General features: G+C 47.3%; 20 protein-coding genes and 2 tRNA genes. 14 read left to right on the plus strand and 8 right to left on the minus strand.

Annotated elements, in window-relative coordinates:
- The first annotated feature begins 17 nt into the window (after positions 1-17).
- The 7 genes from NST69_RS04305 to NST69_RS04335 all read left to right on the plus strand — a co-directional run bounded on the left by NST69_RS04305 (position 18) and on the right by NST69_RS04335 (position 6,124).
- Positions 18-938 (plus strand): YafY family protein, encoded by a 921-nt coding sequence (locus NST69_RS04305; protein WP_342548596.1) that lies wholly within the window; start codon positions 18-20, stop codon positions 936-938.
- Positions 939-1,031: 93 nt separating this feature from the next.
- The gene (locus NST69_RS04310) at positions 1,032-1,949 is read left to right on the plus strand and encodes a DUF2785 domain-containing protein (RefSeq protein ID WP_342548597.1); all 918 of its coding nucleotides are present in this window, start codon (positions 1,032-1,034) and stop codon (positions 1,947-1,949) included.
- Entirely contained in the window at positions 1,946-2,608 is a 663-nt protein-coding gene (locus NST69_RS04315) for a Type 1 glutamine amidotransferase-like domain-containing protein (protein ID WP_342548598.1), read from the plus strand. Before NST69_RS04310 ends, NST69_RS04315 begins: the two co-directional genes overlap by 4 nt.
- Positions 2,609-3,576: 968 nt before the next feature.
- Positions 3,577-4,581 (plus strand): HD domain-containing protein, encoded by a 1,005-nt coding sequence (locus NST69_RS04320; protein WP_339313037.1) that lies wholly within the window; start codon positions 3,577-3,579, stop codon positions 4,579-4,581.
- A gap of 61 nt (positions 4,582-4,642) precedes the next feature.
- Positions 4,643-5,131 carry an NUDIX hydrolase gene (locus NST69_RS04325; RefSeq protein WP_339313038.1) on the plus strand — a complete coding sequence of 163 codons (489 nt, stop codon included), beginning with the start codon at positions 4,643-4,645 and terminating at the stop codon, positions 5,129-5,131.
- A gap of 102 nt (positions 5,132-5,233) precedes the next feature.
- Entirely contained in the window at positions 5,234-5,698 is a 465-nt protein-coding gene (locus NST69_RS04330; RefSeq protein WP_342548599.1) for a hypothetical protein, read from the plus strand.
- 108 nt (positions 5,699-5,806) lie between these two features.
- Positions 5,807-6,124, plus strand: coding sequence for a hypothetical protein (locus NST69_RS04335; protein WP_342548600.1), 318 nt, complete (start codon positions 5,807-5,809; stop codon positions 6,122-6,124).
- Positions 6,125-6,355: 231 nt separating this feature from the next.
- Here the strand turns inward: NST69_RS04335 and NST69_RS04340 are convergent, their stop codons facing one another.
- The 3 genes from NST69_RS04340 to NST69_RS04350 all read right to left on the minus strand — a co-directional run bounded on the left by NST69_RS04340 (position 6,356) and on the right by NST69_RS04350 (position 8,763).
- A complete protein-coding gene (locus NST69_RS04340; RefSeq protein WP_342548601.1) occupies positions 6,356-7,066 on the minus strand; it encodes a hypothetical protein in 711 nt (236 codons plus the stop codon).
- Between the two features lie 1,038 nt (positions 7,067-8,104).
- Positions 8,105-8,338 carry a helix-turn-helix transcriptional regulator gene (locus tag NST69_RS04345; RefSeq protein WP_209876390.1) on the minus strand — a complete coding sequence of 78 codons (234 nt, stop codon included), beginning with the start codon at positions 8,336-8,338 and terminating at the stop codon, positions 8,105-8,107.
- A gap of 68 nt (positions 8,339-8,406) precedes the next feature.
- Positions 8,407-8,763 (minus strand): hypothetical protein, encoded by a 357-nt coding sequence (locus NST69_RS04350; RefSeq protein ID WP_209876391.1) that lies wholly within the window; start codon positions 8,761-8,763, stop codon positions 8,407-8,409.
- 325 nt (positions 8,764-9,088) lie between these two features.
- On the opposite strand from NST69_RS04350, the gene NST69_RS04355 reads away from it, so the two are divergent.
- Positions 9,089-10,207, plus strand: coding sequence for a GGDEF domain-containing protein (locus NST69_RS04355; RefSeq protein WP_342548602.1), 1,119 nt, complete (start codon positions 9,089-9,091; stop codon positions 10,205-10,207).
- Position 10,208: 1 nt separating this feature from the next.
- Here NST69_RS04355 and NST69_RS04360 read toward each other — a convergent pair whose 3' ends face one another.
- Entirely contained in the window at positions 10,209-10,781 is a 573-nt protein-coding gene (locus tag NST69_RS04360) for a CGNR zinc finger domain-containing protein (RefSeq protein WP_342548603.1), read from the minus strand.
- 172 nt (positions 10,782-10,953) lie between these two features.
- Here NST69_RS04360 and NST69_RS04365 point away from each other — a divergent pair, with 172 nt between their 5' ends.
- Both NST69_RS04365 and NST69_RS04370 read left to right on the plus strand, forming a co-directional pair.
- Complete coding sequence (locus tag NST69_RS04365) at positions 10,954-11,448, plus strand: DinB family protein (RefSeq protein WP_342548604.1); 495 nt, start codon at positions 10,954-10,956, stop codon at positions 11,446-11,448.
- Positions 11,449-11,558: 110 nt separating this feature from the next.
- Positions 11,559-11,729: a hypothetical protein gene (locus NST69_RS04370; RefSeq protein ID WP_200869223.1), complete on the plus strand. Its 171-nt coding sequence runs from the start codon at positions 11,559-11,561 to the stop codon at positions 11,727-11,729.
- A gap of 86 nt (positions 11,730-11,815) precedes the next feature.
- Here the strand turns inward: NST69_RS04370 and cmpA are convergent, their stop codons facing one another.
- On the minus strand, positions 11,816-11,953 hold the full coding sequence (cmpA, locus tag NST69_RS04375; RefSeq protein WP_143803736.1) for a cortex morphogenetic protein CmpA: 138 nt from the start codon (positions 11,951-11,953) through the stop codon (positions 11,816-11,818).
- A 119-nt stretch (positions 11,954-12,072) separates the two neighbouring features.
- Positions 12,073-12,432, minus strand: a complete 360-nt coding sequence (locus NST69_RS04380; RefSeq protein ID WP_036697237.1) for a hypothetical protein — start codon at positions 12,430-12,432, stop codon at positions 12,073-12,075.
- A 119-nt stretch (positions 12,433-12,551) separates the two neighbouring features.
- Here NST69_RS04380 and NST69_RS04385 point away from each other — a divergent pair, with 119 nt between their 5' ends.
- Positions 12,552-13,037 (plus strand): SprT family protein, encoded by a 486-nt coding sequence (locus tag NST69_RS04385; RefSeq protein WP_339314774.1) that lies wholly within the window; start codon positions 12,552-12,554, stop codon positions 13,035-13,037.
- On the opposite strand, the gene NST69_RS04390 is transcribed toward NST69_RS04385, so the two are convergent.
- Together NST69_RS04390 and NST69_RS04395 are read right to left on the minus strand one after the other, a co-directional pair.
- Positions 13,034-13,675: a pentapeptide repeat-containing protein gene (locus NST69_RS04390; protein ID WP_342548605.1), complete on the minus strand. Its 642-nt coding sequence runs from the start codon at positions 13,673-13,675 to the stop codon at positions 13,034-13,036. The two genes, NST69_RS04385 and NST69_RS04390, sit on opposite strands and share 4 nt — an antisense overlap.
- Positions 13,676-13,707: 32 nt before the next feature.
- A complete protein-coding gene (locus NST69_RS04395; RefSeq protein WP_342548606.1) occupies positions 13,708-14,136 on the minus strand; it encodes an Lrp/AsnC family transcriptional regulator in 429 nt (142 codons plus the stop codon).
- 138 nt (positions 14,137-14,274) lie between these two features.
- On the opposite strand from NST69_RS04395, the gene NST69_RS04400 reads away from it, so the two are divergent.
- The 3 genes from NST69_RS04400 to NST69_RS04410 all read left to right on the plus strand — a co-directional run bounded on the left by NST69_RS04400 (position 14,275) and on the right by NST69_RS04410 (position 15,283).
- The gene (locus tag NST69_RS04400; protein ID WP_342550080.1) at positions 14,275-15,027 is read left to right on the plus strand and encodes an MBL fold metallo-hydrolase; all 753 of its coding nucleotides are present in this window, start codon (positions 14,275-14,277) and stop codon (positions 15,025-15,027) included.
- 85 nt (positions 15,028-15,112) lie between these two features.
- Positions 15,113-15,188 (plus strand) — tRNA-Asn (locus NST69_RS04405).
- A 6-nt stretch (positions 15,189-15,194) separates the two neighbouring features.
- Positions 15,195-15,283, plus strand: a tRNA-Ser gene (locus NST69_RS04410).
- Positions 15,284-15,483: the final 200 nt, after the last annotated feature.

Here is a 15,483-nt window from a genome sequence, read left to right on the forward strand (position 1 = left end):
AGCGTCACACACCAATCATGCGAGTCAATCGATTACTCTCCATGCTGCTGATCATCTCCGGTCAAGGTACGGTAACGGGCAAGGCGCTTGCCGAGCATTTCGAGGTATCCTTGCGGACGATCTACCGGGATATCGAGAAAATAGGCGAAGCCGGCATACCTATTGCATCGTCCAGCGGCAAAGGCGGAGGATACTATATTATGGACAGCTATAATATAAGCAGCCTCTTTTTAAACCGGGATGAAGCTCATACGTTTGTAGCTGTAATGAAGAATTTACACGGCTTGTTTGGCCGAAACGAAGCTTTCAATGACATTCTGCTAAAAGTCGAACATACCTATAGGCGGGAGCCGGGTAAGGATAAACTGACTCTGGATCTGTCCCATTTCAGCATGGAGCAGGAGATTAAGGAGTACATTGGGATTATCAGCAAGGCCATCACGGATAACAGGCTGCTAGTGTTCGATTATATCAACAGGGATATGGAATACCTGGAGCGAACGGTAGAGCCGGGCTGGATTGACTTTCGTCACGGCCATTGGTATGTGGTCGGCTTCTGCCGGGTCAGAAAGGACTACCGCAGATTTAAGCTCGTGCGGATCAGGCAATTGGAGCAGGGGCTGCCGTTTGAAAAAAGAGAGCTGTCGGCAGAGCGGATCGCCGATGTCATTGAGCACAATTATTCGCAGGCGGGCATACAGGTTGTGTTGAGATTCACTTCGCGAATTGGCGCGCAGCTTTCCGAGTATTTTGAGAAAGAGAAGATTAGCCGGGGTGAAGATGGCTTCTATCTCGTTACGGATACATTTCCTCATGAGGAGGGTCTGCTGAAGTTCATTTTAAGCTTCGGCAAGGAGTGCGAGCTGCTGGAGCCTCGTGAATTACGGGCGGAGCTGCAGCAATATATGCAAAATATGCTTCTATCCTACAATGACTGACCCCCTGGTGTCAGTCATTGTGTTTTATAGTAGTCATATCGGCTGGAGAAATACATAACGCCGCTATAACTGGGTTAGGAGTGAACCGACTAGATGAAAGCTTGCATTTTGGACGAAGATGTCAATGAATGGGGTACGAAGGACACGCGGACAGGACTGATACACAAGCTGCACAGATTGGAGGAAGAACAGTATATCCTGCGAGAGGGAGAAAGCATCCAAGACTTTACCGATCTGATGCTGCGGCATATTGGTGACCCGGAGCCTGAGCTTCGTGAGCATATTTATTCTACCTTTTACATATGGCTGAAGCGCGATAATAAGTTCACAGATGAGGAAATGCGGCATCTATTGACTGTCCTGATGGACGACCGGTATTTGTTCTACCGGATTGGAAGCGTGGATGACCACAGCGTACTCACCAGGGCATTCGCGGTTCTGCCGATCGCTCTTATTATGCAACGGGACAGAATTCAACCATTCTTGACGCCAAAAGACTTCCAGCATCTAAAGCGCTCGCTGCTTCGCTACTATCAGGAGGAGAAGGACCTGCGCGGTTATCTGGCAGCCGAAGGCTGGGCTCATGCCGCAGCTCACGGGGCAGATGCCCTGGAGGAGCTGATCCGCTATAAGGAAAGTGACATTGAGGTGCAGCACGAGGTGCTTATGGCGATTACAGGAATGCTGCATAACGGTGTCCGGATTTTTGACGAGGAGGAAGACGAACGTATGGCTAACGTTGTGGACACGATGATCAGTGAATCGCTGCTACCACAGCAGGAGATTGCCGGCTGGATTCATAGCTTGGCGCAGTGTACGGAATGGCCGGATACACGCGCACAGAGAGTTGCCAGAGTGAACGGGAAAAATATGGTGCGCAGCCTGTATTTCAGAACACTTGCCCGGCATGACGGGAATCATCGGAGACTTACCAGCGCCATGCTGGCGGCTGAAGCTAAATTAAACCGCTTTAACGGGGTAAACCCTGCATATGGAGGTGATGAAGCTTGAGTACTCACTATTATTTCAGTTGGTTTAATGATTTTTTACCAGAGGGGCTGGTTGAGTGGTTGCAGGAGGATCTACAAGACAGACAATCGCTTGTTATGATTAGCGCTCAACCCTCTGATTATGAAGACGGGCAGATTAACTTTGAGGATATAACGGAATGGACATGGCTCCATCAGGCCAATCTTATGTTTAAGGAGAACCATTTCATCGATTACCGCATGCCGAAGGATGAGGCCCGGCAATGGATTCAGAACGCGTCGGTCATTTTTTTATGCGGCGGAGATCCTGTTCAACAGAACAACTTTTTGGCGGAATATGAATTAACCGATGTGATTAAGAACAGCAATGCCGTTATCTTGGGGGCCAGCGCCGGTTCGTTGAACATGGCTGCCAAATGGGTAACCTCGCAGAGCGCCGATCATACCGTTGAAATAGATACGATTCATGATGGGTTGGACTTTAATCCTTTTGCCTATGAATCTCATTCGAAACGCGATTACGCCTCTTTCGTTCAAGGCTACCTGTTCCCCTTATCGGAGGAGATTGATGTATATGCGGCAGAACAGGAGAGTGCGATTCGTGTAAAAGACGGCGCAATCGAAATAATGGGCCCGGTATATTTAATATCCCGCTCGAAGATTCAGAAAATAAGTGTATGATTACGAAACAACCATAGAACCATTTGAAATACAGTCAGCGATTGAAGCGTTGCTAAAGGTATCCATGCATGTTCAGTCTTTGGAGCTGTTTCGGTTAGAGACAATCTTCCAATCATCATCGATTCAATATTTGAGGTTGAAAAATAAAGGAGAACCCAGGAGGATACCTTGGAATGCCGCTCATCCAAGATGTTGTGATTACCGAATATTCGCAAGACTGCCTCGGCATGATCAACCAACTTACAGAGCTGCTAGGCACCTACTACGTTTGGTGGGAGTGTTAATATATGATGAATTAACATCACTGTAATAATTAGGATAACAACATCATTTCGTTATAACCCGTTATCGAACTATGCACTAAACAACGGAAGACCGAACCATATCTTTCGATATTTTTCAACAGCAGAGGAGCAAAAACATGCGGCTAAATATAACAATCTCCTGCTACAAAACTTAGCTGCAAATCAGTTCTGATCCTACGCACGAAGAGGCCTCTTTACTCACAGGGAGTGGAGGGGCCTCTTTGCTGATTAATACGCGTCTAGTTTTCACTGGCCGTATCTGGTGTAGAGTACATAAAAAATTCCCTTTCTGCTACGCCCCATATTCGGACTGCGCAGTGTGTGGACATCAGATCAAGTTAGCATGATATAATAGGTTAATTACTTTATTTGAAAATGGGGTAAAAATATGAAAAACGAAAAGAAGGAAGATCAAAATATATATAAATGGATCTCCATCATTAGTATTATATTAATACCTCTCACTGCTGGCATCGTAATTGTATTCGATATTAATCGAGGTCCAATGCAATTTCTTATTATGACTTTAGGTCTTTTATGCATCTCTTGGATAAATTGGTCAAAGTACAAAGAGAAATCTAATTCGTAAATACTTCTACTTCACAGTTTGCGTCTACTGTTCACTGGTCCGTAGAATTTAAGAACACAGGAGGAAACCTTGGAATGGACTTTAGGTTAAGACTGGATGGTGCTTTAGATGAAATCTATGAACCTCTATGGAAGCTCAGGATTCAGCTCACTGATGAAGAAAAAGCACTGCTCCGAAGCAAAAAGGTGCGGCGGCTTCATTACATTCGGCATGGAGGAGCTTCTTTCATTAATACCCACCATACCTACAGCCGCTTACAGCATACGTTAGGTGTATTTGCGCTTACAGCGCATTTTGAGCCGGATAATCGTACGTTGCGGGCAGCTGCATTGCTGCATGATATCGGACATGCGCCTTTCAGTCATACACTAGAATCCCTTCCAGGTGTGGATCATCATGAATGGACGCGGGAGGCCGTGTTTTCACAGGAGATCGTTGACATCCTAGCCAGTGCGAATATTCGTACAACTGATGTTATGGACTATATAGATGGGTCAAAGCGTAGCCTCTTGAGGAACAAGGACGGAATTCTTCATGCCGATCATCTGGACTCCTGGGTCAGAAGTGCATTTGTCGGCGGTTATCTGACTATTACAACTGGGGAACTTTTAGAAGCGATGAGCTATAGAAATGGAAGTCTCCAGTTCACACTGGAGGCTGGCAAGCAGGTCACCGAGCTCATATGGGAAGAAGCCCGTATGCAAGCTTCCCCGGCTAACATCGGCGTAAACGCGATCATGAGGAAACTGGCTGGCCGCGTAATACATAAGGATGAAATTGAAGCAGCAAAGTTGCCGGCCATGACGGATACACATATTGAGCAGTTGCTTTGTAGTGATCCGGACACACGGGAAGAGTATGAGCAGTTGCTCATGGAATCATGGCGAATTCGCGTGTCTCGGGAAAAGCCAGCTTTTCCAGTGGAAACGGCAGTTTTGAGTAAGCTCTATCTTGCAATGCCGCTCATCCAGGGTGTTGTGATCACTGAATATTCAGATGAATATTCGCAAGATTGTCTCGCTACGATTAACCAACTTACAGAGCTGCTAGGCACCTACTACGTTTGGTGGGAGTGTTAAAATTAAGGGCTTAATGGTGATGCTGATCGGTGTTACTTTATCCCTATTAGGAGGTCTTTAAATGACGTTCCCGACACATATTGTATCGGCAGGCGGAATTGTAGAAGATGGAAATGGAAATATCTTATTAGTGAAAGCACATGACGATGGTTGGGTGTATCCTGGTGGAATAACAGAAGTTGGAGAAAACCTGATTGATGGCGTGCTTCGTGAAATTAAAGAGGAAAGTGGAATAGAGGCCACGGTTAGCCATTTAATTAGTGTTATATCTAATACAGCGATCCATAAGTGGTATGACGGTGTGACTGATGTTCCAACGAAGGTCATGTTTGATTTCGTGTGCACAGTTGTAGGTGGGGAGCTAACTACTTCGGATGAAACAAGCGATTGCAGGTGGGTTCCAAAAGAAAATGTTCTAGAATTCATTACTTTACCTGCGATCCGTCTGCGTTATGAAGCTTATTTGAACTTTAAGGGTTCTGTGAATTTTATGGATTACGCTACATCCACAACGCACGAATGTAATCTCAAATTTCAAAGGGAAGTTTAGTTGTACGAGAGACGCTACCGGGCAGGTCACCTGAATATGACCAAACGTTGGAATTGAAACTTTTTCAAAACAGTTATCGTCTGTTTGTATCATGGAGGCGATATGATGACGAGAACGAATAGCTTGCTCATAATGTTAGTTTTAGTTGTTGGTATTATACTTGCAGGCTGCACAAAGACAAATACGGAATCCGAAATAACACACACTGAGCCGTTAGCCACGAACACTTCTACCAATACACCATCCGATGCTAACAGCAATACCAATCAATCCGATGTAACCGGTTCCGTTAAGGTAGACAACTCAGGTTCCGAAACAAACGTAACTTATACCTTCAAAAATCAGAGCGATAAAGTAGTGACTGTCGTTGGAGGAGCAAGATATAAGTTATTAAAGGACAATCAAGTAGCAGACGAAGGCAGGGTTCCCATAAAGGACTATATAGATTTGGAGTCTGGTCAGGAGTATACAGATAGCAAGACATTTTTGAACTTGGAGCCTGGTTCATACACAGTACTTATAGAATGGAACAAAACTATTGTATCTTCTGAATTTGTACTGATTTAGAATTGATTAAACGTAAGAATTATCATGAAAAATTCTGCCAAATTTTCTTTTTCCTATCTGGTAGAGCAGCCTGGAGATTGGCAATCAAGAAATTGATTAGGAGTCCACATGGAAAAGACAATAAAAACAATCTCTCTAGCCATGATTCCGAGTATACTGGCCATATTTTTATTAATAGAATATTTTCCTTATACTGGACTTGGAAGAATTTTGAGTATTCCTTCAACTTTGTTTTTTAATACTACTATTTTTTTGATTTCTCTACTTATCACTCGAAAAATAAAATCTAAAGTAATTAAAAGCTTTTATTGGATTACAGTTATCTTAATAAGTGTGCTGGTAGCAATTATTATGCACCCACAAGAATACTCACCTAGCGTTTTAAGTCAAATAAAAGAAATGATATTGCCACATACTATTAAGTGAATACGATGCTGCATACATATGTCCCATGGGCCTGAAGACGGCTGTGGATGTCATAAACCTCAACCAGTAACGTGCTAACAAGCTGCGGCGTATTACGGGCTAGATCTAACTCGATGTGCTGTTATTGGCGATGGAACTTTTGGATGCTGCAAAATGGTGGGTAGGCACAATAAAGCGGACAACGCCTGAGTAGGGCTGTGTTGTCCGCTATGTTTCGCTAGGGTCCCTCGGTTATTGCAAATTTTCCGGGTTGAACTCCTTTAGCCGGATTAACTCCTTTTTACTTTGAGTTCCTTTTCTTGTGGTGGTACGTCCTTGTTCGTCCGTTCTCCGCTCTATAAATCGTCCGGTCAAAAAATTGATATCATCCTCGTCCGCTTGATCCATAGTGGTTGCTCCAGTGAAGTAGCTTCCGCTTGTCGCTCCGATTAAAAACCAATCCTGATTCTGGTACCTGAATCTATACTTGTTGTACCATCTCCAGTTGCTCCCTCCGTAATCGCTAACCAGGACAGACCCCCGATTAATGGTAAGGCTATCAAAAGGATCGCCCCAGATGCCGCCCTCATCCGATCGCAAAATGACATTTTTGGCAATGATGGATAGGGTATACGTATTGTTTTTGCTGCCAAAAGCGATTAAGAGTGACCGTGGAGACGCCTCGTCCATAACCATATCCTTCTCAATGACCGCTGCGAGATCTGAGATCCCGTCTTTATTCAAATCACCTTTGGCGATGGCCTTCTCTCCCAGGACAGGCTCTAAAATGTGCCACCCGGCCGGAATTAGTGCGTTGATGTTATCTGCTTTGGCTACTGGCTTTGGGGTCTGGGTTGAAGCTGCTTTTGCCTCAGCAGTTTGAATATGAGAAGGATCAGTACACCCCAATATGTAGCTTAAAAGGGCAACAATACCTACGGACCTTACTATTAGTTTTTTCATCGAGTCTACTTCCTTCCCATGTTCTACGAGGATTCTTCCCTCATGATGCTTACATTCCTACCCAGTATATCGAATAGTCTCTTAATTTAAAACGCAGTGGATAAGACAAAAAAACTACAAAATTGAAAGAAGTTATAGTTATACAGAACCTATCAAATGGGTTAAAATAGAAGGAGAGGGCTCGGTGCGAATGCCAAGCTCCCATGAAATCTCCGGGGGTTTCGCACCTCAGAATTTGTCGAAAGTTTATAAATAAGAGGATAGTCTTTAAAAGCCAAGGGTGGTTGTATATCTTTTCAAGATTAGAATAAGGGGACAGATGGTGAATTAATGCGGGAAAAGCATGGGTTACACTTTTTTCGCTGTCGCACTCTACACGAGTGCGTGGATTGAAATATGCCAGTAGATAAAGTATTGATACAACCTCGGCGTCGCACTCTACACGAGTGCGTGGATTGAAATAAGGATTACCTGATAACATTCACTACTATCACCTGTCGTACTCTACTTGATTGCGTGGATTGAAATGATTGAATTCGTGGTCTATGGAAAATGCGCATTGTCGCACTCTGTATGATTGCGTGGATTGAAATATCTTTGGGATATCCTCTATAGGAGGGATCTCCTCTTATACAACATCACAAACACACTTCATTTATCATTTTTATGTGCGAATACCAACCTGGGACTTTAAAAAATACGAAAGGAGACTCAATTTCCTAATTGGATTTTTTGTAAATCAGTGTCCACTAGCAAAGAGGGGTGCCGAAGCAGATTTTAACTTCTCCAGATAGCCATGATATTGCAAAAGTGACTGAAGATTATTCTGCGCATGAACTAACAGTTACTCAAGGGGAAATATTGTGGGGGTTAAAGCACTTAAACGAATGGACTTACTGTAAGGCGGATAATAACGTATACGGTTGGGTCCCAACTTTTTGTTTAGCTGATTTACAAGAATCTGGTTAGCCCCTACTCATAAGTAAAAGCACTGAATATCTGCGCAGCCGCAGGACTCAGTGCTTTTTTAATCCTATTCTATTTCTTCAGGCGTATCTCAAATAAATCGTTAGGACTAACTTCAAAATAGAGACACAACTTCATGATCAACTCTGCGGATATTTTCTTTTTATCCATGTTGGTGTTGTGCACCAATTCCATAATGGTAGTTCTTCGATGCCCTATCTCATTAGACAGTTTAAGTACTGAGATATTGTGAACTTTTAAAATTTGGTCGAGTTTAAAGTGCAATGTATATTTATCAAATTCCATAGGGGTCCTCCTACATGAAAAAAATACACTTCTAAAGTGCACATTGAATAATGTTGATACCCAGTCCCTTAATGTAAATGGTACAAAGAATAGATATCTAAAATGTTATCCAAGCCATCCAACAGCTCCCTAACCACTGGGTCTTTCGCCGAATCACCAATACTGGAGTAAGCATAGGTTGGTTGAACTGAAGGGAGAGAAGTGATGAAATAGTCTTCGGGTAACTCATAGGTATGGTTAATATTTGTGAGTTGTAAGTTGTACTGCTTAGGGCTTGGAGTTTCGCCGCTGATGATTTGGTCGATGGTAAGGCGGGGTATCCCTGTCTGTTTTGATAAAGACAGTTTAGAGATCCCTCTCAACCGCAAGAAGATCACCATGTTATTAGAAATTATCTCCCTGTGCTCAAAAAAATTGATACTCACTTTTTACACCCCATTGTACTTAATATACTTTATATTATAAAGGAACATTGAGAATATACGGGAGTACATACACAAAAAAGAAGTTAGTTTCAGACTACTTTGAATCCACGCATCCATTGGAGCGGCTAAGCGCTATTTATAAATTATCCCATATTTCCTGAGCTGAAAATAGAAGTGTGGGAATCACTCCCCCACACCCTCCCCACTCCCCCCGTACATATCCCACAAGTGAGTATCCGACCCGGACCCTGACATGTTAAAATAGGAGCAATGTGTACATCCTATGTGTGAATTTAATCGGGGGCAACAGGTGAGAGCGTTGAGATTGAGAGATTACATGGGCCCTTCGGAGACTTCGGCGCATCGGCAGGCGAAGTGGGTCAAGCGGTTTCTGTATACGTATTGGCTGGTGATTGCTCTGCATTTTCTGGCCCAGCTGGGGTCTTTTGTATGTTTGCCGTATCCCATGGGGGCACATGAGTTCTACTATGATGTGTTGCTGTATCCGACGCTGCTGATGAGTGCGGTGGTGGGGATTACGCAGTTTGTGGATTTTGCGGCACCGAGGTATTCCTTCGTGCTGCTGTTTGTGGCGGGGACGATTATTGCCATGATGATTATCCATCTGAATATGGATATCCGGATTATCGGGGCGTTGATGCTGTTGCCGATTATTGCGTCGGCGATTTTTTTTCGGCTGGATCTGACCTTGTTCACGTCTGCCCTCCAAGCGGCTGCGTTCTTCATTCTGTACCGCTGGGATTACTGGTTCAAGTATTACCTTACAGACTTCGACCTGGTTGCCATTCCGCTCTTCCTGCTAGTCGGGACCCTGGTGGCGGGGATTGTCATTATTAACGGGCGTGAATTGGCGAGCGATCTGGAAGCTACCTTAACGGCCAAGCAGGATCTGATGATCGAGAACGCGGTGATCCGCAAGCTGTCGACCACCGATGCACTGACGGGGCTGTATAACCATATTTCTTTTCACGAATTCTATGAAAAAGCGCTGGAATACGGCAGCCAGGGTGCCCCGTTCCATCTTGCGCTGGTGGATATCGATAATTTCAAGCAAATTAACGATAAGTATGGACACCGTACCGGAGATATGGTGCTGGCGCGGGTCGCCCAGATCATTAAGGACCACATCTCGCCCGCAGATATTGCGGCCCGCTATGGCGGGGAGGAGTTCGCGATCCTGCTGTTTGAGAAAAGCTTCGAGGAAGCCTACGCGCTGATTGAACAAGTCCGCCAGGAGCTGTCGCATACGTCCCATGAAGAGATGGAGAACCGGGCGGTGACCGTCAGCATTGGCCTCAAGAGCTATGACGAAGGCACCACCAAAGAAACGCTCTTCGAAGAAGTCGATAATCTCCTCTATACGGCCAAGCACTCCGGCAAAAATACTACGCTGACCCCGCTGACCCAGCGGAATGCTGTATAGATTATTCCTTTGAAGCTTCACCCTCCGCTGCTTTTTTGCGTGCCCGGAACCGCCGGACCTTCATCAGATTCCCGCACAGCTTGTCGTCGCAGTACCGCTTCGAGCGGTTGCGGGTATCGTCGTAATAGACCCAGAGACAGTCAGGATTCCCGCAAATGCGGAAGCGAGAAGGTTCCTTCTCCAGCAGCGCAGCCGCAAAAGAAGCGGCAATCTCCGCCATAATCTGCCCCCAGTCCGCACCCTGCGGCTGGAGTGAGATCTCTGCGTCACCTGCGGGCGTCCAGACCACACGGCGAACAACCGGCCCGTTGCCCATGTAAGTATTTAACTGCGCAAGCAGTTCTGTAGACGGAGACTCTCCCGCGACCAGCCGCTGGAGCTCGTCCCACAACAAGCCGCGCAGGTCTTTGAGCTGCTCCAACTCCTCCAGCCGGGGAGGAGCTGCCGCCGGCAGCTTGTGCTCCGCCAGCCACTCCGCCAGCCACTTGGGGTCCTCCAGCCGGTCCTGGTCCGTGCTCCGGTCACTAGTCCGCCAATTCCGCCAATAGCTGTTCATGAAATCTACCCACAGCAAGCTTCATCTGTCCTTTCGCGTTACCTTTCCTTTGATTGTAACAGTTAAAAACAAGTTATGCTAGTTACTTGATACACTCCGGCAAATATGTTAAAGTGCTCGTGTAACTGTTATTATGGTTGTTTAGTCGTTACAAAATCATTGACATCCACAAATTACAGGAGGAATTCAAATGGAAAACAAAATTAGCGATGTGCTGATCGAGAACTGGGATTATGTGATGGATGTGGAGGATTGGCAGCCGCCGCTTAGTGCTGCACTTGAAGGCGTGAACAGTGAGCAGGCCGTTTGGAAGCCGGAGGGAGCTGCGGGCAATTCGATCTGGGAGAACGTTAACCATCTGACTTATTATAAGGAGCGTCTGCTGCGTAAGCTCAAGGGAATGGAGAAATTGCCTGATCTGGAGAGCAACGATGCAACGTTCACTGTAACAGGAAGCGGGGAAGAGGATTGGAAACAGGCGGTAGACAAGCTGAAGTCCATTCATGCTTCGCTGCGCGAGATTATTGTAGCTTTGGAAGAAGGCGCATATGAATGGGGCGGCTCTGGACATGCGCCGGGCGAAGAGGTAATGAGCCTGATTCTGCATGATGCCTATCATACGGGACAGATTGTACTGGTCCGCAAGCTGCAGGGCTCCTGGCCAGGCACCCGCCGTTTCGATTAAGACGACATCCATATTTTACAAGCAGCCTGCGCCTCTATACTACTGTTTCAGCTCCAAATCCCCGGGTTAATGGTTGACATGCAGCTAACCCCCGAGAGGAGAGATTGAAGATGGAGCCGAATTACAAGGACAGAAGTGTTGAGGTTGAACGGACAGAGGTGCACCGCAAATCGGATTCCAGTCTGGTCGCATCCACGTTCATTAAATATGCAGCCTACATTATAATCACCTTCGGAGTTCTGTTTTTCCTGGTGAAATACGTATTCCCGATGTTTAAATAAGCCGGCTGCCAAGCGCAGACTTGGCCGGATTTACGCCAAAAAGCCACGATGCCCCTTAGGGGATCGCGGCTTTTTTTTGACATAACCTATACGTTCTTCTGGATCATCTCGTGGGAATCGGCGGTATTCCGGTAAAAGAACCAGCATTCATTCAGCAGTCTAATCTGACGGCAGTCCTTCTTGAAATAGGCCTTCATGAGCTGTTGGCGAAGCCATTGTGGCAAGGGTACCCCTCCTCTGCATGCTTCCTGTGTATAGATAGCATATGGGGGAATACGCCCAAAGGTGCACGGTTAGTTTCAGTTAGCCAAGCCGAATTTCACAAGGCCGCCCGGAACCGGCGCTACTGCACCCGTTCTTCTTCCTCTTCATACCATTGTTCCAGCTGGGCCTGGAGCGCCCGGATTTCGGTCAATAGAGAGATCAGCGGGTAATGCTCCTCCTTAATGGAGGCAAAAGCCTGCTCCAGCCGGTTAATATACGCCAGCCCCGACTCCAAGTGATGCTCTTCGCGCAGCAGCTCCAGCGCCTCGCATTCGGCCACCGCCCGCGGCAGTCCGGGTACATTCTCGGCTGTCAGCTTGTCGATTTCTTTGTTCAGGCGAAGATTGAGGGCGCTTAGCTGGTAAGCATATTCCTCCGGCATCTCCACGAATAGCAATTCCTGATCCTGCTGCATAATTACGTAACGCATTCTAGGCATGTTTCATTCTCCCTCCGGACTTGTCTTCCTTCTTGACAGTGTAGCGTATGGGCAAGTTACAATTCAAGTAGTGATCTAATTTCAGGCAGAGAGGACCGTGAAGGAACGCTATGACCAGTATGAGCAACGAAGAGCTGCAGCAATGGATTGAGCAGGTGTCACTGAAGAGCTTTGGCGTGCCTTTCCGGCATACGGCGAGCTTTAACAGCAGACTTACGACAACCGGCGGACGATATTTTACCAAGAGCCATAATATAGAGATTAACCCCCAGCAGCTGGCGATGTACGGACGGGAGGAGACGGAGAAGATCATTAAGCACGAGCTCTGCCACTACCACCTGCATCTTGCGAAGCGGGGATATATGCACCGGGATGCTGATTTCAAAACACTGCTGGCCCGCGTAGGCGGCAGCCGGTATTGTCAGACCCTGCCGGGCGCCAAGGCCCGTAAGCCGCAGCCTTACCGGTATAAGCTGGTATGCATCGTCTGTGCCACTGAATATCTGCGTAAGCGCCGGGCCGATCCTGGGCGGTACCGCTGCGGTAAATGCTCCGGCAAGCTGAAGCTGATTGCGCTAGAAGCGGGCGCGGGTCCGGCTACTTAATGTTTGATAACCAGACCTAGTAGTCCGGCAAAAGAAGCCGCCTGCTCCGCAGAGATGATACAGCCCTCCAGATCCTGGAGATCCACCAGCAGGCCGGTGAACTCGCAGTCGCTCAGGTCAACGCCCTTCAGCTTGCATCCTGCCAGCGTGGCCTGCTCCAGATTACATTCCGAGAAATACAGGTCTTTCAGGGTGGATTGGTAATAATCCGCGCTGACCAGCGAGCTGCGCTCGAAGGAAGCCCCTTTGAAGTTGGCAAAACGAAACACCGCGAATTCCCCGATACATCCGGTAATGGATACATTTTGAAACCGCGCTCTGGTGAAGTCTGTGCCGATCAAGCGGCAATCCCTGAACTCGGTCCGGTGTATGAAGGCGTCGCTGAAATCCACATTGGACAGGTCGCAATGATCGAAGATCACATCGGTAAGCTCGATGCGCTGCAGCGAGGATTCCGTGATGGTGACGTTTTTGAAAATAGTCTTGTCGAAAGCTACCCTCGTAGCCTCCTGATATTCAATGAGCGCTCCTTCGATGAGGCAGCGGCTGAATTCGTCTTTGGAAGCAAGGGTGTGAATGTCCTGTGGCGTAAGCAGCCCGGGATCTGGGATTCTGGGTGGTTCTATCTTGTTATTCATGTCGGCCTCCTTGGCATTTCTTATGCTTAATGCTATTTGATCTGGCCCATGTCCAGGTTGACCCGGTAATTGCCGTACTTCAGCAGTTCGTCCAAGAAAGCAGTCAGCGCGTCCTGATCCACAGTGCGTACCCGCATTAAGTAACAGCCTTCCCCGCTGATGCGGTACAGCTCAGTGACACTCTCATGGGTCTTCGCAAAAGCCTGAAAAGGCGGATGATCCTTGTTGCTGCTGAGAAAAACCGTTATAAAGGCATGAATGCTCTGACCCATCCGCAGCGGGTTATAACGGATGGTGTAGCCTTCAATGATGCCAAGCTCCCGCATTCTGCGGACACGTGCGCCTACCGCCTGGCCGGTCAGATGGACCATCGCCCCGATATCCTTATGGCTTAATGTGGAATCTTCGATCAGGAGCTGAAGGATGCGGTAATCGGTGTTGTCGATGAGATAAGGGGACATATTCGTGATTTCCTTTCCGGCTGAAAGCAGAACGTAAGAATCTCTTTCGCGGCACAATGTCTTCTGTTCTTGCGCTGATCTATACTTATTGTATCAGAATTTGATCTTAAGGAAGAGATCCGGGAAGAGGTGCATATGATGAAAATAAAGCTGATCCGCCACGCCACCCTATGGCTGGAATACGGCGGTACGACGTTTCTGATCGATCCCATGCTGAGTGCGCAGGGTGTGAATCCGCCGATTATGAATTCGGGCGATGAACGCCGGAATCCCCTGGTACCCCTGCCTGGTCCGGTTCAGCAGTGGATGGAGCCGGATGCTGTGCTGATCACACATCTGCATCAGGATCACTGGGATACAGCAGCGGCAGAAGCGCTGTCCAAGGCACTGCCGGTGTATTGCCAGGAAGGTGATGGGGAGCGAATTGCTGCCCAGGGCTTCGGGCGTGTTACAGAAATTATGGATACCGGCTCTGTGTCCGTGGGCGGTGTGACCCTGACACGTACAGGCGGACATCACGGGACAGGGGAGATAGGAGAATTAATGGGCAAGGTTTCCGGCTTCGTCTTCCGGGCGGAGGGCGAACCTATGCTGTACCTGGCGGGAGATACCATCTGGTGCGAAGAGGTTCAGCAGGTGATAGCCGGGGAAGCGCCGGAGGTGATTATTGTCAACGCCGGAGGCGCCAGCTTCCTCAGCGGAGGCCCCATTACCATGAATGAACAGGATATTGTGGAGGTGTGTCATGCCGCTCCGGCTGCTTCGGTAATTGCTGTGCATATGGATACGATTAACCACTGCCATGTGACGAGGGAACTACTGAAGCAGCGCCTTGAACAGGAAGGCTTGTCCGGCCGTGTTGCCGTGCCGTTGGACGGTGAGTGGATCTGATGATGTAAACGATCTCATAATCTCTCGCTACGCGCTTGACTAACCTGTAGAATCATGATAAATTAATCCTTGTTCATGTTAATGTTCCCTGATAGCTCAGTTGGTAGAGCACTCGACTGTTAATCGAGTTGTCACAGGTTCGAGTCCTGTTCGGGGAGCCATTACTTGGAGAGATACCCAAGTGGCTATAAGGGGACCCTCTGCTAAGGGGTTAGACTGCGTAAGCGGTGCGAGGGTTCGAATCCCTCTCTCTCCGTTTTGATTAAACTTCCCTGCTAGGGATGAGAACCCTCGGTGGTTCGTTGGAGCATAAGCTTCGTTAGGGTTGCTTCGCAATCTCTCGCGCAGCGAGAGTATCCCTCTCTCTCCGTTCTTCAATTAACACATAAGGAGCTCATATTGAGCTCCTTTTTTGCGTTCACCCAGCGGGAGTAGCTGAATCTCTGGATGATACGA

It is taken from the genome of Paenibacillus sp. FSL P2-0089 (assembly GCF_038595095.1).
GTDB classification, from domain to species: domain Bacteria; phylum Bacillota; class Bacilli; order Paenibacillales; family Paenibacillaceae; genus Paenibacillus_AQ; species Paenibacillus_AQ silagei.

What these genes read in the sequence shown, in the direction of transcription:
- NST69_RS04345 (WP_209876390.1), bottom strand. Translation starts at nt 8,338, where the DNA reads ATGGAATTTGATAAATATACATTGCACTTTAAACTCGACCAAATTTTA.
- NST69_RS04305 (WP_342548596.1), top strand. Translation starts at nt 18, where the DNA reads ATGCGAGTCAATCGATTACTCTCCATGCTGCTGATCATCTCCGGTCAA.
- NST69_RS04395 (WP_342548606.1), bottom strand. Translation starts at nt 14,136, where the DNA reads ATGTCCCCTTATCTCATCGACAACACCGATTACCGCATCCTTCAGCTC.
- NST69_RS04330 (WP_342548599.1), top strand. Translation starts at nt 5,234, where the DNA reads ATGATGACGAGAACGAATAGCTTGCTCATAATGTTAGTTTTAGTTGTT.
- NST69_RS04320 (WP_339313037.1), top strand. Translation starts at nt 3,577, where the DNA reads ATGGACTTTAGGTTAAGACTGGATGGTGCTTTAGATGAAATCTATGAA.
- NST69_RS04365 (WP_342548604.1), top strand. Translation starts at nt 10,954, where the DNA reads ATGGAAAACAAAATTAGCGATGTGCTGATCGAGAACTGGGATTATGTG.
- NST69_RS04335 (WP_342548600.1), top strand. Translation starts at nt 5,807, where the DNA reads ATGGAAAAGACAATAAAAACAATCTCTCTAGCCATGATTCCGAGTATA.
- NST69_RS04390 (WP_342548605.1), bottom strand. Translation starts at nt 13,675, where the DNA reads ATGAATAACAAGATAGAACCACCCAGAATCCCAGATCCCGGGCTGCTT.
- NST69_RS04325 (WP_339313038.1), top strand. Translation starts at nt 4,643, where the DNA reads ATGACGTTCCCGACACATATTGTATCGGCAGGCGGAATTGTAGAAGAT.
- NST69_RS04340 (WP_342548601.1), bottom strand. Translation starts at nt 7,066, where the DNA reads ATGAAAAAACTAATAGTAAGGTCCGTAGGTATTGTTGCCCTTTTAAGC.
- NST69_RS04380 (WP_036697237.1), bottom strand. Translation starts at nt 12,432, where the DNA reads ATGCCTAGAATGCGTTACGTAATTATGCAGCAGGATCAGGAATTGCTA.
- NST69_RS04385 (WP_339314774.1), top strand. Translation starts at nt 12,552, where the DNA reads ATGAGCAACGAAGAGCTGCAGCAATGGATTGAGCAGGTGTCACTGAAG.
- NST69_RS04310 (WP_342548597.1), top strand. Translation starts at nt 1,032, where the DNA reads ATGAAAGCTTGCATTTTGGACGAAGATGTCAATGAATGGGGTACGAAG.
- NST69_RS04400 (WP_342550080.1), top strand. Translation starts at nt 14,275, where the DNA reads ATGAAAATAAAGCTGATCCGCCACGCCACCCTATGGCTGGAATACGGC.
- NST69_RS04370 (WP_200869223.1), top strand. Translation starts at nt 11,559, where the DNA reads ATGGAGCCGAATTACAAGGACAGAAGTGTTGAGGTTGAACGGACAGAG.